Origin of the sequence: Klebsiella sp. LY (assembly GCF_004010915.1) — a bacterium.
GTDB lineage: Bacteria > Pseudomonadota > Gammaproteobacteria > Enterobacterales > Enterobacteriaceae > Klebsiella > Klebsiella quasipneumoniae.
In genome coordinates this window covers 4,200,572-4,215,198 of sequence record NZ_CP022444.1, presented here as the reverse complement: position 1 = coordinate 4,215,198, position 14,627 = coordinate 4,200,572, and the positions used below count along the sequence as shown (strand labels likewise).

The 14,627-nt window shown below is 58.6% G+C and carries 14 protein-coding genes; 10 read left to right on the top strand and 4 right to left on the bottom strand.

The features are described 5' to 3' along the window. Window positions 1-196 precede the first annotated feature (196 nt). The 6 genes from rhtA (at window position 197) to ybiO (ending at window position 6,797) form a co-directional block, all read left to right on the top strand. On the top strand, window positions 197-1,084 hold the full coding sequence (gene rhtA, locus CE636_RS23650; protein ID WP_004886203.1) for a threonine/homoserine exporter RhtA: 888 nt from the start codon (window positions 197-199) through the stop codon (window positions 1,082-1,084). Between the two features lie 237 nt (window positions 1,085-1,321). Further along, the gene (gene dps, locus CE636_RS23645; protein ID WP_004886200.1) at window positions 1,322-1,825 is read left to right on the top strand and encodes a DNA starvation/stationary phase protection protein Dps; all 504 of its coding nucleotides are present in this window, start codon (window positions 1,322-1,324) and stop codon (window positions 1,823-1,825) included. Between the two features lie 415 nt (window positions 1,826-2,240). Next, window positions 2,241-2,987, top strand: a complete 747-nt coding sequence (gene glnH, locus CE636_RS23640) for a glutamine ABC transporter substrate-binding protein GlnH (RefSeq protein WP_004886198.1) — start codon at window positions 2,241-2,243, stop codon at window positions 2,985-2,987. A gap of 125 nt (window positions 2,988-3,112) precedes the next feature. After that, window positions 3,113-3,772 carry a glutamine ABC transporter permease GlnP gene (glnP, locus tag CE636_RS23635; protein ID WP_002895837.1) on the top strand — a complete coding sequence of 220 codons (660 nt, stop codon included), beginning with the start codon at window positions 3,113-3,115 and terminating at the stop codon, window positions 3,770-3,772. Continuing rightward, window positions 3,769-4,491 (top strand): glutamine ABC transporter ATP-binding protein GlnQ, encoded by a 723-nt coding sequence (gene glnQ / locus CE636_RS23630; protein WP_004212183.1) that lies wholly within the window; start codon window positions 3,769-3,771, stop codon window positions 4,489-4,491. The genes glnP and glnQ overlap by 4 nt, the downstream gene beginning before the upstream one ends. A 110-nt stretch (window positions 4,492-4,601) precedes the next feature. Continuing rightward, window positions 4,602-6,797, top strand: a complete 2,196-nt coding sequence (gene ybiO / locus CE636_RS23625) for a mechanosensitive channel protein (RefSeq protein WP_004886194.1) — start codon at window positions 4,602-4,604, stop codon at window positions 6,795-6,797. On the opposite strand, the gene rlmF is transcribed toward ybiO, so the two are convergent. Beyond that, window positions 6,798-7,712: a 23S rRNA (adenine(1618)-N(6))-methyltransferase RlmF gene (gene rlmF, locus CE636_RS23620; RefSeq protein WP_017900155.1), complete on the bottom strand. Its 915-nt coding sequence runs from the start codon at window positions 7,710-7,712 to the stop codon at window positions 6,798-6,800. A gap of 96 nt (window positions 7,713-7,808) precedes the next feature. Here rlmF and CE636_RS23615 point away from each other — a divergent pair, with 96 nt between their 5' ends. From CE636_RS23615 to ybiJ, 4 genes are all read left to right on the top strand, one after another. After that, window positions 7,809-8,423 carry a flavin reductase family protein gene (locus tag CE636_RS23615; protein ID WP_004886190.1) on the top strand — a complete coding sequence of 205 codons (615 nt, stop codon included), beginning with the start codon at window positions 7,809-7,811 and terminating at the stop codon, window positions 8,421-8,423. A gap of 140 nt (window positions 8,424-8,563) precedes the next feature. Further along, window positions 8,564-8,824 (top strand): DUF1471 domain-containing protein, encoded by a 261-nt coding sequence (locus CE636_RS23610; RefSeq protein WP_025999233.1) that lies wholly within the window; start codon window positions 8,564-8,566, stop codon window positions 8,822-8,824. 20 nt (window positions 8,825-8,844) lie between these two features. Next, window positions 8,845-9,111 carry a DksA/TraR family C4-type zinc finger protein gene (locus CE636_RS23605; RefSeq protein ID WP_002895824.1) on the top strand — a complete coding sequence of 89 codons (267 nt, stop codon included), beginning with the start codon at window positions 8,845-8,847 and terminating at the stop codon, window positions 9,109-9,111. A gap of 285 nt (window positions 9,112-9,396) precedes the next feature. Continuing rightward, window positions 9,397-9,657 carry a DUF1471 family protein YbiJ gene (gene ybiJ / locus CE636_RS23600; RefSeq protein ID WP_017900157.1) on the top strand — a complete coding sequence of 87 codons (261 nt, stop codon included), beginning with the start codon at window positions 9,397-9,399 and terminating at the stop codon, window positions 9,655-9,657. Window positions 9,658-9,766: 109 nt separating this feature from the next. Here the strand turns inward: ybiJ and ybiB are convergent, their stop codons facing one another. The 3 genes from ybiB to rhlE all read right to left on the bottom strand — a co-directional run bounded on the left by ybiB (window position 9,767) and on the right by rhlE (window position 14,464). Further along, window positions 9,767-10,732: a DNA-binding protein YbiB gene (gene ybiB / locus CE636_RS23595; protein WP_004886183.1), complete on the bottom strand. Its 966-nt coding sequence runs from the start codon at window positions 10,730-10,732 to the stop codon at window positions 9,767-9,769. Window positions 10,733-10,759: 27 nt separating this feature from the next. Further along, window positions 10,760-12,916 (bottom strand): ATP-dependent DNA helicase DinG, encoded by a 2,157-nt coding sequence (dinG, locus tag CE636_RS23590; protein ID WP_017900158.1) that lies wholly within the window; start codon window positions 12,914-12,916, stop codon window positions 10,760-10,762. A gap of 192 nt (window positions 12,917-13,108) precedes the next feature. Next, on the bottom strand, window positions 13,109-14,464 hold the full coding sequence (gene rhlE / locus CE636_RS23585; protein ID WP_017900159.1) for an ATP-dependent RNA helicase RhlE: 1,356 nt from the start codon (window positions 14,462-14,464) through the stop codon (window positions 13,109-13,111). Between the last annotated feature and the right edge of the window lie 163 nt (window positions 14,465-14,627).

Below are 14,627 nucleotides of genomic sequence, written 5' to 3'. Positions count from 1 at the left end.
TTAACTTACAGTTTAACGCTCATTAAGAAATTCGCAAGCATCCAGATTAATCCTAATCACCTGGTGAATTTCTCAGCAACGTTCGCCATTGTACTGTTTTTGCCCCTGTTTTTTTCAACATTAGCTCAACCGTCAGCAGCTAATTCCAGTACACTGGAACTTTTACCCCTTTTGACAAAAACTGACAGGAGAAAGGATGCCCGGTCCATCCCGAAAAGCGGCGGCATGGTTGCCAATAGTGGTGATTTTAATCGCTATGACCTCGATTCAGAGCGGCGCATCGCTCGCCAAATCGCTGTTCCCGGTGGTCGGCGCCCCGGGGGTTACCGCCCTGCGCCTGGCGCTCGGGACGCTGATCCTGGTGGTGGTGTTCAAGCCCTGGCGGCTGCGTTTCTCTCCGGCCCAGCGCGTGCCGCTGCTGCTGTACGGCCTGGCGCTCGGGGCGATGAACTATCTGTTTTATTTATCCCTGCAGCGTATTCCGCTCGGCGTGGCGGTAGCCCTCGAGTTTACCGGCCCGCTGGCGGTGGCGCTTTTCGGCTCGCGCCGCCCGCTGGATTTTGTCTGGGTGGCGCTGGCGATCCTCGGGCTGTGGTATCTCCTGCCGCTGGGCCAGAACGTGGCGCAGGTAGATTTAACCGGCGCCCTGTTCGCTCTCGGCGCCGGAGCCTGTTGGGCGGTCTATATTCTGACCGGCCAGCGCGCGGGCGAGGAGCATGGTCCAGCCACGGTGGCGATGGGGTCGCTTATCGCCTCGCTGGTCTTTGTCCCGTTAGGCATGGCGCAAGCTACCGATACGCTGTGGCAATGGTCGCTGCTGCCCCTGGGGCTGGGGATTGCCATTCTCTCCACTGCACTCCCCTACTCCCTGGAGATGATGGCCCTGACGCGCCTGCCGACGCGCACCTTCGGCACGCTGATGAGCCTCGAGCCGGCGCTAGCCGCCCTGTCCGGTATGGTCTTCCTCGGCGAAACCCTGAATCTCTCCCAGACCCTGGCGCTGGGCGCTATTATCATCGCCTCAATGGGCGCCACGCTGACCATGCAGCGGCAGAGCAAAATTAAGCAAGTCGATATCAATTAACATTCTGTTACGGCGGCGGCCCGCGCGAGTTACGGGCCCGCCAGCCTCCGCTAACCTTCTGACTTAGCTTGCTTTTTCAAATAGCCAACCACTTTACGCTATCGGAGTAATATGGCCTGCCGATGCCTCATACTTTAAAACCCTTGCTATACTTAGTCCCGAAGTTACCTGGGACAACGCTCCACATCATTCAGCTTTGAAGTGTGACGAGCATCAATATCAAGAGGATATGAAACGATGAGTACCGCTAAACTGGTTAAATCAAAAGCATCTAATCTGGTCTATACCCGCAACGATGTCGCTGACAGCGAAAAGAAAGCGACCATTGAGCTGTTGAATCGCCAGGTGATCCAGTTCATTGACCTGTCCCTTATCACCAAACAGGCACACTGGAATATGCGCGGTGCGAACTTTATCGCCGTGCACGAGATGCTGGATGGCTTCCGTACCGCGCTCACTGAGCATCTGGATACCATGGCGGAGCGCGCCGTACAGCTGGGCGGCGTCGCCCTGGGCACCACTCAGGTGATCAACAGCAAAACCCCGCTGCAGAGCTATCCGCTGGATATCCATCATGTTCAGGATCACCTGAAAGCGCTGGCGGACCGTTACGCGGTAGTGGCGAACGATGTGCGCAAAGCGATCGGTGAAGCCAAAGACGAAGATACCGCAGATATCTTCACCGCCGCTTCCCGCGACCTGGATAAATTCCTGTGGTTTATTGAAGCGAACATCGAGTAAGGCTTTGCCGTCGGCCGCAGCGCGGTCGACGGCGCCTTTGCTTTCCCATCCCAACCCTTGCTGTTTTTCCCCTCCGCCTTTCCCTCACCCGCTGCCCTTGCACCATTTCAGGGCGTCAAATTGATGAAAATGCGCACAAAAGTAAAACAATTGTAATAATCACCTCACACAATCGTTACACCGAGATTGTTTTCCCATCAGGGTTTGCGCTAAAAATGGGCTCGTTATTCAGCGACCACAGGATGCACCAAAATAACGCCCCGTTATGGTGCACTCTTTGCCTGAAATGATCGATATTGTGCAGCGGCTACCGCTTCGTTTGTTTAAAAACAACAGGTTGTAAAAGTGGCACGATTTTTTCATTAGGCTAGTCGTTCTCGCAGGGGATCGTCCCGTGGATATAAAAGGAAATGCTATGAAGTCTGTATTTAAAGTTTCACTGGCTGCACTGACCCTGGCTTTTGCGGTTTCTTCCCATGCCGCCAATAAGACCCTGGTTGTCGCCACCGATACGGCGTTCGTCCCGTTCGAATTTAAGCAAGGCGATAAGTATGTGGGTTTTGACGTTGACCTGTGGGCGGCCATCGCCAAAGAGCTGAAGCTCGACTACACCCTGAAGCCGATGGACTTCAGCGGCATTATCCCGGCGCTGCAAACCAAAAATATCGATCTGGCGTTGGCGGGGATCACCATTACCGACGAGCGTAAAAAAGCCATCGACTTCTCTGACGGCTACTACAAAAGCGGCCTGCTGGTGATGGTCAACGCCAATAATAACGACATCAAAGATGTGAAAGATCTGAACGGCAAAGTGGTCGCGGTGAAGAGCGGCACCGGCTCCGTTGACTACGCGAAAGCTAATATCAAAACCAAAGATCTGCGTCAGTTCCCGAACATCGATAACGCCTATATGGAGCTGGGTACCGGCCGCGCGGATGCCGTCCTGCACGATACGCCGAACATCCTCTACTTCATCAAAACTGCGGGCAACGGCAAATTCAAAGCGGTAGGTGAATCACTGGAAGCGCAAAACTACGGTATCGCCTTCCCGAAAGGCAGCGACGAGCTGCGTGAGAAAGTGAACGGTGCGCTGAAAACGCTGCGCGAGAACGGCACCTACAACGAAATTTATAAAAAATGGTTCGGCACTGAACCAAAATAATAAAAATGTCCTTCGCCGGGCGCAGGCCCGGCGACATCACAACGGTCTTCCGGCACAGACGCTGCGGAAGACCGTATTTTGGCGGAGGCTTTCCTCTGCTCTCGACACGGTAACAGGAACGTATTATGCAGTTTGACTGGAGTGCCATCTGGCCCGCCATTCCGATTTTGCTGGAAGGCGCCAAAATGACGCTGTGGATTTCCGTCCTCGGCCTGGCCGGCGGCCTGATCATCGGTCTGGTGGCCGGTTTCGCCCGCTGCTTCGGCGGCTGGATCGCCAACCACATCGCGCTGGTGTTTATTGAAATCATTCGCGGCACCCCGATTGTGGTGCAGGTTATGTTCATCTACTTTGCGCTGCCGATGGCCTTTAGCGATCTGCGCATTGACCCCTTCTCCGCGGCGGTAGTGACCATCATGATTAACTCGGGCGCCTATATCGCGGAAATTACCCGCGGCGCGGTGCTCTCCATTCATAAAGGCTTCCGCGAAGCGGGCCTGGCGCTCGGCCTGTCGCGTCGCGAAACCATTCGCCACGTGATCCTGCCGCTGGCGCTGCGCCGCATGCTGCCGCCGCTGGGCAACCAGTGGATCATCAGCATCAAGGATACCTCGCTGTTCATCGTCATCGGCGTCGCCGAACTGACCCGTCAGGGACAGGAGATCATCGCCGGCAACTTCCGCGCGCTGGAAATCTGGAGCGCCGTTGCCGTGATCTACCTGATCATCACCCTGGTCCTGAGCTTTATTCTGCGTCGTCTTGAAAGAAGGATGAAAATCCTGTGATTGAATTTAAAAACGTCTCCAAGCACTTTGGCCCAACCCAGGTGCTGCACGATATCTCTCTGAAAATCAATCAGGGTGAAGTGGTGGTCATCATCGGCCCGTCCGGCTCCGGTAAATCGACGATGCTGCGCTGTATCAATAAACTGGAAGAGATCACCAGCGGCGATCTGATTGTCGATGGCCTGAAGGTCAACGATCCAAAGGTGGACGAACGTCTGATTCGTCAGGAAGCAGGAATGGTGTTCCAGCAGTTTTACCTGTTCCCGCACCTGACGGCGCTGGAAAACGTGATGTTTGGCCCGCTGCGGGTACGCGGCGCCAGCAAACAGGCAGCGGAGAAGCTGGCGAAAGATCTGCTGGCGAAAGTCGGTCTGGCTGAGCGCGCGCATCACTATCCGTCTGAACTCTCCGGCGGCCAGCAGCAGCGTGTGGCCATCGCCCGCGCGCTGGCGGTGAAGCCGAAGATGATGCTGTTTGATGAGCCCACCTCCGCGCTCGACCCGGAACTGCGCCATGAAGTGCTCAAGGTGATGCAGGATCTGGCGGAAGAGGGTATGACGATGGTGATTGTGACCCACGAAATCGGCTTTGCCGAAAAAGTGGCCTCGCGACTGATCTTTATCGACAAAGGACGAATTGCCGAAGACGGCAATCCACAGGAGTTGGTGAACAACCCGCCAAGCCCGCGTCTGCGCGAATTCCTGCAGCACGTCGCCTGACCCACAACGGCTCTCTCCCTCGCGGAGAGAGCCGCTTTCCAGATTCCTCTTCCCTCCCCTTCCGCCAGCGGCTTCTATACTTACCCGTTTACGTTGCAACGGAGGTGCCCATGCCGTGGATCCTGCTTTTGCTCGCTGCGCTGTTTACTGCCCCGCTTTCCGCCGCCGCCCTGCCCGGCGTGCCGACCGCTAACGCCGATAAAACCAGCGCCAGCGAACCCGATGTAGAACAGAAAAGAGCGGCCTATGCCGCGCTGGCCGACGTGCTGGCCAACGACGCCGCCCGCCAGGAGCTCATTGACCAGCTGCGTAAAGCGGCCGCCACGCCGCCGCCCGACAGCACCCCGACGCTGACGCCGCCAGCGGTGAAAGAAGAGACCACCGTGCTGGAGAACGTCACGCAGATCAGCCGGGAATATGGCGATGAGCTCTCATCGCGCTTTTCCCAGCTGTGGCGCAATATTACCGGCTCGCCGCATAAGCCCTTTAATCCACAAACCTTTACCAGCGCCGCCTGGCATTTTTTACTGCTGGCCGGGCTGGTGTTTGCCTTCTGGTGGCTGGTACGCCTCGCGGCGCTGCCGCTGTATCGTAAAATGGGCGAATGGGGACGGCATAAAAACCGCGATCGCGGAAACTGGCTCCAGCTGCCGTTGACCATCGCCGGGGCGTTTATTATCGATCTGCTGCTGCTGGCGCTGACCCTGTTTGTCGGTCAGCTGTTGAGCGATCGTCTGGATGGCAACAACCCCACTATCGCCTTTCAGCAGAGCCTTTTCCTCAACGCCTTCGCGCTGATCGAGTTCTTTAAAGCTATCCTGCGGCTCATTTTCTGCCCGCGCATTCCAGCGCTCAGGCCCTTTAACCTCAGCGACGAGGCCGCCTCCTACTGGAGTCTGCGCCTGAGCGCCCTCAGCAGCCTGATCGGCTACGGCCTGATCGTCGCGGTGCCGATTATCTCTAACCAGGTGAATGTTCAGGTCGGCGCGCTGGCTAACGTCATCATCATGCTGTGCATTACGCTGTGGGCGCTGTATCTGATTTTTCATAACAAAGCGGTGATTACGCAGGGGCTGATCCATCTGGCTGACCGCTCGCTCTCCTTTTTTAGCCTGTTTATCCGCGCCTTCGCCCTGATCTGGCACTGGCTGGCCTGCGCCTACTTTGTGGTGCTCTTCTTCTTTTCCCTGTTCGACCCAGGCAACAGCCTGAAATTTATGATGGGCGCCACCCTGCGCAGCCTGGCGATTATCGGCGGCGCGGCGCTGGTGTCCGGCATCCTGTCGCGCTGGATAGCCAAAACCATCACTCTCTCCCCTGCCACCCAGCGCAACTATCCTGAGCTGCAAAAGCGGCTGAACGGCTGGATCTCCGCCTCGCTGAAGGCAGCGCGCATTCTCACCGTCTGTGTCGCCATTATGCTGCTCCTGAGCGCCTGGGGGCTGTTTGACTTCCGCGAATGGCTGCACAACGATGCCGGGCAAAAAACGGTGGATGTGCTGATCCGTATCGCTCTTATCCTCTTCTTCTCCGCTATCGGCTGGACGGTGTTGGCCAGCCTGATCGAAAACCGTCTGGCCTCGGATATCCATGGCCGTCCGCTGCCCAGCGCGCGGGCCCGTACGCTGCTAACCCTGTTTCGCAACGCGCTGGCGGTGGTGATCAGCACCATCACGGTGATGATTTTGCTCTCGGAGATTGGGGTTAATATCGCGCCGCTGCTAGCGGGCGCCGGGGCGTTAGGGCTGGCCATCTCGTTCGGCGCGCAAACCCTGGTTAAAGACATTATCACCGGCATTTTTATCCAGTTTGAGAACGGGATGAATACCGGCGACCTGGTCACCATCGGGCCTTTGACCGGCACGGTGGAACGGATGTCGATTCGCTCAGTGGGGGTGCGCCAGGATACCGGCGCCTATCACATTATTCCCTGGTCCTCGATCACCACCTTTGCCAACTTCGTGCGCGGCATTGGCTCGGTGGTGGCTAACTATGACGTCGATCGCCATGAGGATCTGGATAAAGCCAGCCAGGCGCTGAAGGCGGCAGTGGACGATCTGCTGGCCCAGGAGGAGATCCGCGGCCTGATCATTGGCGAACCGTCGTTCGCCGGGCTGGTGGGGTTGAGCAATACCGCCTTTACGCTGCGCGTCAGCTTCACCACCTTGCCGCTGAAGCAGTGGACGGTGCGCTTTGCCCTTGATACCCAGGTGAAAAAGCACTTCGACCGCGCCGGGGTTCGCGCCCCGGTACAGACCTGGCAGCAATTGCCGATGCCGGGCGCCGACAGCCCGGCCGTGGAGTAGTTAGAACGGACGGCGGCGTTTGGCGTCGTCCATAAAGCTCCAGGCGATAAAGCGGCTCTGCTTTTGCCCCTGGGCCATCTCTTTTTTCACCACTTTCACTGCCCCGACCTCGGTCAGCAGGCGGTAGAGCGGCGGCAGATTGTCGCCGCGCGACACCAGCGAGGTAAACCATTTCACCTGGCGGGCGAAGGCCTGACTTTCGCGGATCATCTGCGAGATAAAGGCCACTTCGCCCCCCTCGCACCACAGCTCCTGCTGCTGACCGCCAAAGTTAAGCCCGCTGTCGGCGCCGAGTCCGAGATTGCGGCGCTTGCGCTCGCCGCCCGCCCGGGCGCTCTCTGCGGAGTCATGGAACGGCGGATTGCACAGGGTGGCGTCATAGGTCTCGTTTTTGTGGATCACGCCGTGGAAGATGGCCTGGCTCTCTTTTTGCCGACGCAGACGGATCTGCCGGGTCAATCCCGGGTTGCCATTAACAATCGCCTGCGCGCTGGCGAAGGCTTCCGGGCTGATTTCGCTGCCGGTAAAGCGCCAGCCATATTCGTGAACGCCGATCAGGGGATAGATGAGGTTGGCGCCGGTGCCAATATCGAGGATCGTGGCTTGCTTCGGCACTTCGCCGCTGTCCCCGGCCAGCAGATCCGCCAGATGATGAATATAATCGGCCCGCCCGGGCACCGGCGGACAGAGAAAACCGTCAGGAATGTCCCAGTGTTTGACCGCGTAGAAATGCGCCAGCAGCGCTTTATTCAACGCCTTAACCGCCTGCGGATTGGCAAAATCAATGGTCTGCTCACCCCGCGGATTGAGCGTAATGTATCCCTGCAGGTCAGGATGAGCCTGGCAGAGCGCGGGCAGGTCGTAGCGTTGATGGTGGCGGTTACGCGGGTGTAACCCCGGTTTCTGGGCTTTCATGACAATCTCCTTTGAACAGCCGCGTAAGATACCCGTTGACGGCGGCGCGGTAAATAAGGGAGTCTGGATATCTCCTTTATCCGTGACAGGTGCAGCATGTACTTTTATCAACCTTCGCAGGGCCACGGCCTGCCGCATGACCCGCTGAACGCGATAATCGGGCCTCGCCCGATAGGCTGGATCGCCTCGCAGGACGCCGAGGGCCAGCATAATCTGGCGCCATACAGCTTTTTTAACTGCTTTAACTATCGTCCGCCGATCATTGGTTTCGCCAGCAGCGGCTGGAAAGACAGCGTGCGAAATATCGTCGAAACGAAGGAGTTCGTCTGGAACCTGGCGACGCGCCCGCTGGCCGAAGCGATGAACGAAACCTCCGCCTCGATCCCGCACCATGAGGATGAATTCGTGCGCGCCGGGCTCACCGCCGCCGCCAGCCGCCTGGTCAAGGCCCCCCGGGTGGCGGAGAGCCCGGTGAACTTTGAGTGCCGCCTGTCGCAATGTATTCAGCTCGCCACCGCCGACGGCAATCTTGTCGATACATGGCTGGTGCTCGGCGAAGTGGTCGCCGTGCATATCGATGAATCACTGCTGGATAACGGCATCTATCAAACCGCCCGCGCTCAGCCGATCCTGCGCGCCGGAGGTCCGAGCGCCTATTACAGTATTGATGACAGCCTGCGTTTTGACATGATCCGCCCGGACGCCCGCTAAATAATTTACCGGCCAGAGTATCGCTACCCTGCGCCGGTAGCATGCAAAACGCCTTGTTTTTGCATAAAAAATTCCCTGCTGCGCGGTCTGGAAAGGCCTACACTTAAGCTATGTCCCATGCTGTTTATGAGGATATGCTGATGAAAATCACCTCGCTGCTGTTTGCCGCTGCGCTTGCCGCTCAGGCCAATGCGGCCTCTTCCCTGCCGCTGACACCTGAACTGCCCTATGACGGGCCACTGCGCCCTGTCGGCACCGTCTCCGCCTCCGGCGCCCCTACCCTTGACGACCTGGTTGCTGCCCTCGCGGATAAGGCCCACCGCCGTGGGGCGATAGCCTGGCGGGTCAATGCCGCCAGCAGCGGTAACCGGCTGTACGGTTCAGCTATAATTTATCAATAACCTTTTACAGGAGGCAGACGATGGCATCAGGTTGGGCAGGCGACGGCGCCGTTCAGGATCAGATCGACAGCACCATTGACGATGCGGTGGCTCGCGCCCGCCGCGAGCTTCCACGCGGCGAAAGCAACAAATTTTGTGATGAATGCGGAGAACCGATTCCGGAGGCTCGCCGACAGGCTATTCCTGGCGTCAGATACTGCGTGAAGTGCCAACAGGAGAAAGATTTACATAACAATACATTTTCAGGATATAATCGCCGTGGTTCCAAGGATAGCCAGCTACGCTGACTTTCCTTTACCGTTCATGACAGCTTTTCGCATTATCTTTTCGCGCACACTTTTTGGCGATAAATGTCGCAATATGTGCCCTTAAGCGTGCCGGTCTCCCTCGCTCCGCCATCAGACGAAAAGAATCAGAAATAATTTATTAATAATCAGTAAATTATTAGTCATTCAAAAAAATCGATGAAGACTGTGAATTTCCTTCGATTTTATCTCCCGCAAAAAAGCGTGATACTTATCACATCGACGGAACATCGTCCCCTGAACAGAACAACCTGCGAGAGATTAACTATGAAAAACATCAAATATGCTGCCGCTGCCATCGCACTGACCGCCCTTTCCTTCGGCGCCTTTGCCGCCGAGCCGGTTACCCCCGCTCAGGCTGAAAACATGAATAAGATCGGTGTGGTGTCTGCGCAAGGCGCAACCACGTTAGATGGTCTGGAAGCGAAACTGGCTGCTAAAGCCGAAGCCGCTGGCGCAACCGGCTATAGCATCACTTCCGCTAACACCAACAACAAACTGAGCGGTACCGCGGTTATCTATAAATAATCGCAACTCAACCCTGTAAGCCACTGAATTAACCCTGAAAAGACCTTTAATACCCTTGCCTTGCCCGTCCGAGCCACCGGACGGGCTTTTTTTTATCCTGCCGATCCGCTCACCAGCAGTCGTTGACGCGGCTGAGACCCTGCTCCAGGGTTGAGACCTCGCCGCAGGCCAGCAGACAGCAGGCGAGCTGGATCTTCAGCGAGTGGGGTACCGGTTCGACGCCGGCGACGCAGCGCTCGATCCAGCGCGCGGTCACTTCGGGATCTTTCGAGGCCGGCAGAATAACTTCCGCCGCCGCCTCGGTCTGGCGGTCGCACAGCACCCGCACGCCCTGGTCATCAATCAGGCTGATCTGCGGGCAGCGCTGCGGGTTGGCGTACACTTCGCCTTCGGTACCGTGCATCAGCAGCGCGCGGCCACCGGTCTCGCGAAAGAAGCCCGCCACCCGGGGAACATATTCCGGATGCGACACGCTGGAGAGGCGTAGCGCCTCCCCTTCGCCAAACGGCGTGGCCAGTTTGGCCAGCGTATGGGCGCTGTTGCGTACGCCCATCCGCCAGCGCATCGCCAGCTGTTTCTCCAGCGGCGGGCAGAAGGCGCCCACCGGGATATACACCGGTTCATGCCCCTCCAGCTGCGCCTGCGCCTGACCGGCATGCCGGGTAGCCGGAATGTCCAGCAGGGTAAAAATGGTCTCGGTCAGCACCCGGGTCGGATCGTGACTGACGCCGTGAACCACGACCGGAAACCCCAGCTTATGCAGGAGCATCGCCAGCAGCGGCGTCAGGTTCGCCTGCTTGCGCGCGCCATTGTAGCTGGGGATAACGATCGGCATCGGCTTGCCTGCCGGCGGGGTCAGGCGCAGCGTATGCTGCTGCATCGCGGCGTAAAAGCCTTTCATCTCCGCTTCGCCTTCGCCTTTGATGCGCAGGGCGATTAATATTCCTCCCAGCTCCAGCTCCGGCACCTCGCCGTTCAGCATCCGCGCGTAGAGCGCACGGGCGGTCTCTTCATCCAGGTCGCGGGCATGATTCTTACCGCGGCCCACCTCTTTTATAATTTTGCTGTACTCCATGGCTCCCCCTGGTGCAACGCGCCGTCGTCAGCGACGTTTGCGGCCTGTCTGTTTTGCTGTCTGTTTTGCTTTCCGTTTTACTATAACCTCCGGAACGCCCGGCTGCTCAATGGGAAAAACAGGTAACGCGTTCAGTAGACGCGCGCCGTAGTTTTTGGTCAACAGACGCTTATCGTAAATCACCACCTCTCCCCAGCAGTGATGGCTACGGATCAAACGCCCCACCTGCTGAATAAGATTAAAGGAGGCGCTGGGCAAACTCTGTACCTCGAAGGGATAACGATTGAGGCTTTTCAGCCATTCGCCTTCGGTGATCACTACCGGGCTGTCGATGGGCGGAAAGGCGATTTTATGGATATGTACCTGGCTTAACAGATCGCCTTTTAAATCGAGACCTTCGGCAAAGGACTGCAGGCCCACCAGCACGCTGCGCTCGCCGCTTTCCACCCGTTTGCGATGCAGCTCCACCAGCCGGTAGCGCGGCTGGTCGCCCTGCACCAGCAGCATCAGACGCAGGTCGGTCACATGCTCCAGGAAGCGATTCATCGCTCGCCCACTGGCAAACAGCACCAGCATCCCGAGATGCTTCTTGCTCTCCACCTGCTGGCGAAAATAGGCCGCCATCTCGGCAATGTGCTGCTCTTCGTTATCTATCAACGGTTCATAGCGCATTTGAGGAATAATAATTTTCCCCTGCTCCACGTGGTTGAACGGCGAATCCAGCGCCACGAAGCGGTCACCCGCTTTTTCCTTCAGGCCGCTCATCTCCTGCAGGCGCGAGAAGCTGTTAAGAGAGCGCAGCGTCGCTGACGTCACCACGATATGCGGCACGCTGCGCCACAGCAGCCGCTCAAGCTGATCGCTGACGCGGATGCCGACGCAGTGGAACCAGACGTGGATCTGGCCGTCTCGCACTACCCGCGTCGCCCATTTGGTCACCGGCGCGCCAGAGGACTGCGCCAGCGACGCCAGACGCCACAGCTTGCTTTGGCTTTCAAACATGCCGAGGGCGCGGTTCATCTGCAGCAGTACCCGATGCAGACGCACCACGTCATGGCTGCCGGTCTTTTCGCTGAGATCGTTAAGAAACAGCTCCGCCAGCCCGCGCAGCGTCTCGGTGAGCTTCGCCAGCCGCTGGCAGATCTCCATCACCTCCTGCGGCAGTTCGCCCATCGGGAAGCGATGCTCCGCTTCCTGACCGGCGGGCATGTAGAGATTGAGAATATTATTCAACGACGCAATCAGCTCGAACAGCTCTTCGCAATGGCCGGCGAGCCGCTCCGGATTGGCCAGCGGCGGCGTGGTTTTCGGGCGGAACTGCTCCATGCAGGTAGCCACCAGCTTGCAAAACAGATCCAGCTGCAGGCGAAACCAGGGGGCGGTGATCTCGGCGCTCATCTCCAACGCGTCGCGGGCGACGTCCGGCAGATGATGGCCTTCATCAAGGACCAGCAGCAGGTTTTTCGGCTCCGGCAGCACCGCCTCGCTCTCCATCGCCGCCATCACCAGCGCATGGTTGGCTACCACCACTTCCGCCTCCTGAATTTCCCGCCGCGCCACAAAGAACGGACACTCGCGATAATAGTGGCAGTTGCGGTTCAGGCAGCTGGCCTTATCGGTGCTCAGCCGGCTCCATAGTCCATCGTCGATGGGTTTGTCGGTATGGTCGCGCAGGCCGTCCCAGCGATAGCTGTCAAGGTCCTGCTTCAGCGTCGCGCACAGTTTCTGCTCCGCCTGGTTGTTCGGGGTGAGATCGTCGTCGAGGAAAGCCAGCAGATCCTGCTGCGTCGGCTCGGTGCTGGCCAGCGCCGCCAGGTTGCGCGGGCAGACGTAGCGTCCGCGACCAAAGGCGGCGGTGAAGCGCAGGTCGGGGATAATCTTGCGCAGCAGCGGCAGGTCTTTACTGTAGATTTGATCCTGCAGGGCGACGTTGGCGGTGCTGACCACCAGCGTTTTTTGTTCCTCACGGGCGATGGCAATGCCAGGGATAAGGTATGACAGCGTTTTACCGACGCCGGTCGGCGCTTCGATAGCCAGATGCCTGCCCTCATCCCCGGCGAGGGTTTTCGCCACATCAGCGATCATCTGCCGCTGCGGGGGGCGGGGAATAAAGTCTGGGATCTGTTCCTGAAGCGCCTTATACCAGGCGGCGATTTGCGCTTTCAGCGCAGCGGTCAAAGCCATGAGAAAACCTGAATACTGTATAAACAGCCACTATTGTGCCATTTTTACCCGTCCGGAGGTATTGCTTTCTGCTGTGTGTGGAAGCGTGCTCGACAAATAGTGTAATGGAAAGAAAAAGGCCCGCCGCCGCGTAGCGGACAGACGGGCCTGAGCCGTGCTTAACCGCGTTATCGCGGCCCGGGCATCAGCCTGTTATTCGCCAGCCGGCTTACGCGGGCGACGGCGGCGCGGCGGTTTGCCGTCCTGAGTGCGCGCTTTCGGCGCCTCGCCGTCCTGGCGACGCGGGGCGCTGCTCTGGCTGCGCGGCTGTCCGCTGCGCCCCTGCCCCTGGCCGCCGCGTCCCTGCCCCTGACCACGACCGCCGCCGCGCTGCTGGCGACCGTTCTGGATAGGTTCGGCTTTAATCGACGGGTCCGGCTCATAGCCGGCAATCGCGATGCGCGGAATCTCTTTTTTCAGCAGGCGCTCGATATCGCGCAGCAGCTTGTGCTCATCGACGCACACCAGCGACAAGGCTTCGCCGGTGGCCGCCGCGCGACCGGTACGCCCAATACGGTGGACATAATCTTCCGGCACGTTCGGCAGCTCGTAGTTCACCACGTGCGGCAGCTCTTCGATATCCAGTCCGCGGGCGGCGATATCGGTCGCCACCAGCACGCGAATGCCGCCGGATTTAAAGTCGGCCAGCGCGCGGGTACGCGCCCCCTGGCTCTTGTTGCCATGGATCGCCGCGCTGCGGATGCCGTCTTTGTTGAGCTGCTCCGCGAGGTGGTTGGCGCCATGCTTGGTGCGGGTAAAGACCAGCACCTGCTGCCAGTTGCCTTCGCCGATAAGCTGCGACAGCAGTTCGCGCTTGCGGTTCTTATCAACAAAATGGACGTGCTGGGTGATCTGCTCGGAGGCGGTGTTGCGACGCGCCACTTCCACTTCCAGCGGGTTGTGCAGCAGTTTCTCCGCCAGGCCTTTGATCTCGTCGGAGAAGGTCGCCGAGAACAGCAGGTTCTGCCGACGCGGCGGCAGTTTAGCCAGTACGCGGCGGATGTCATGGATAAAGCCCATATCCAGCATGCGGTCCGCCTCATCCAGTACGAGGATTTCCACTTTATCGAGGCTGACGGCGTTCTGATGTTCGAGGTCCAGCAGACGGCCCGGGGTGGCGACGAGGATATCGACGCCGCCGCGCAGCTTCATCATCTGCGGGTTGATACTCACGCCGCCGAACACCACCAGCGAGCGAATATTCAGATATTTGCTGTAATCCCGCACGTTCTCGCCCACCTGCGCCGCCAGCTCGCGGGTCGGGGTCAGGATCAGCGCGCGCACCGGACGACGGCCCTTCGCGTGCGGCTCGTTCTGGATCAGGCGCTGCAGCAGCGGCAGAGTAAAGCCCGCCGTTTTACCGGTGCCGGTCTGGGCGCTGGCCATCAGGTCGCGGCCCTGCAGTACCGCCGGGATCGCCTGCTGCTGGATAGGGGTCGGATCAACGTAGCCCTGCTCAGCGACAGCGCGCAGGATATCGGGATTCAGGCCAAGGGAATCAAAAGACATAACAACTCCGAACCGCCCCGGCCCGGTGAAGGGCGTAGTTTTCAGGGAGATTATTGCGATAAGAGATGGCAAAAACCACAATGCCATGAAGGGGCGCAGTCTAGCAGATTTTGTGACAGGCCGCATAAAATCTGTAAAAGAATGCCGCGCCTGGCTGGCGGGA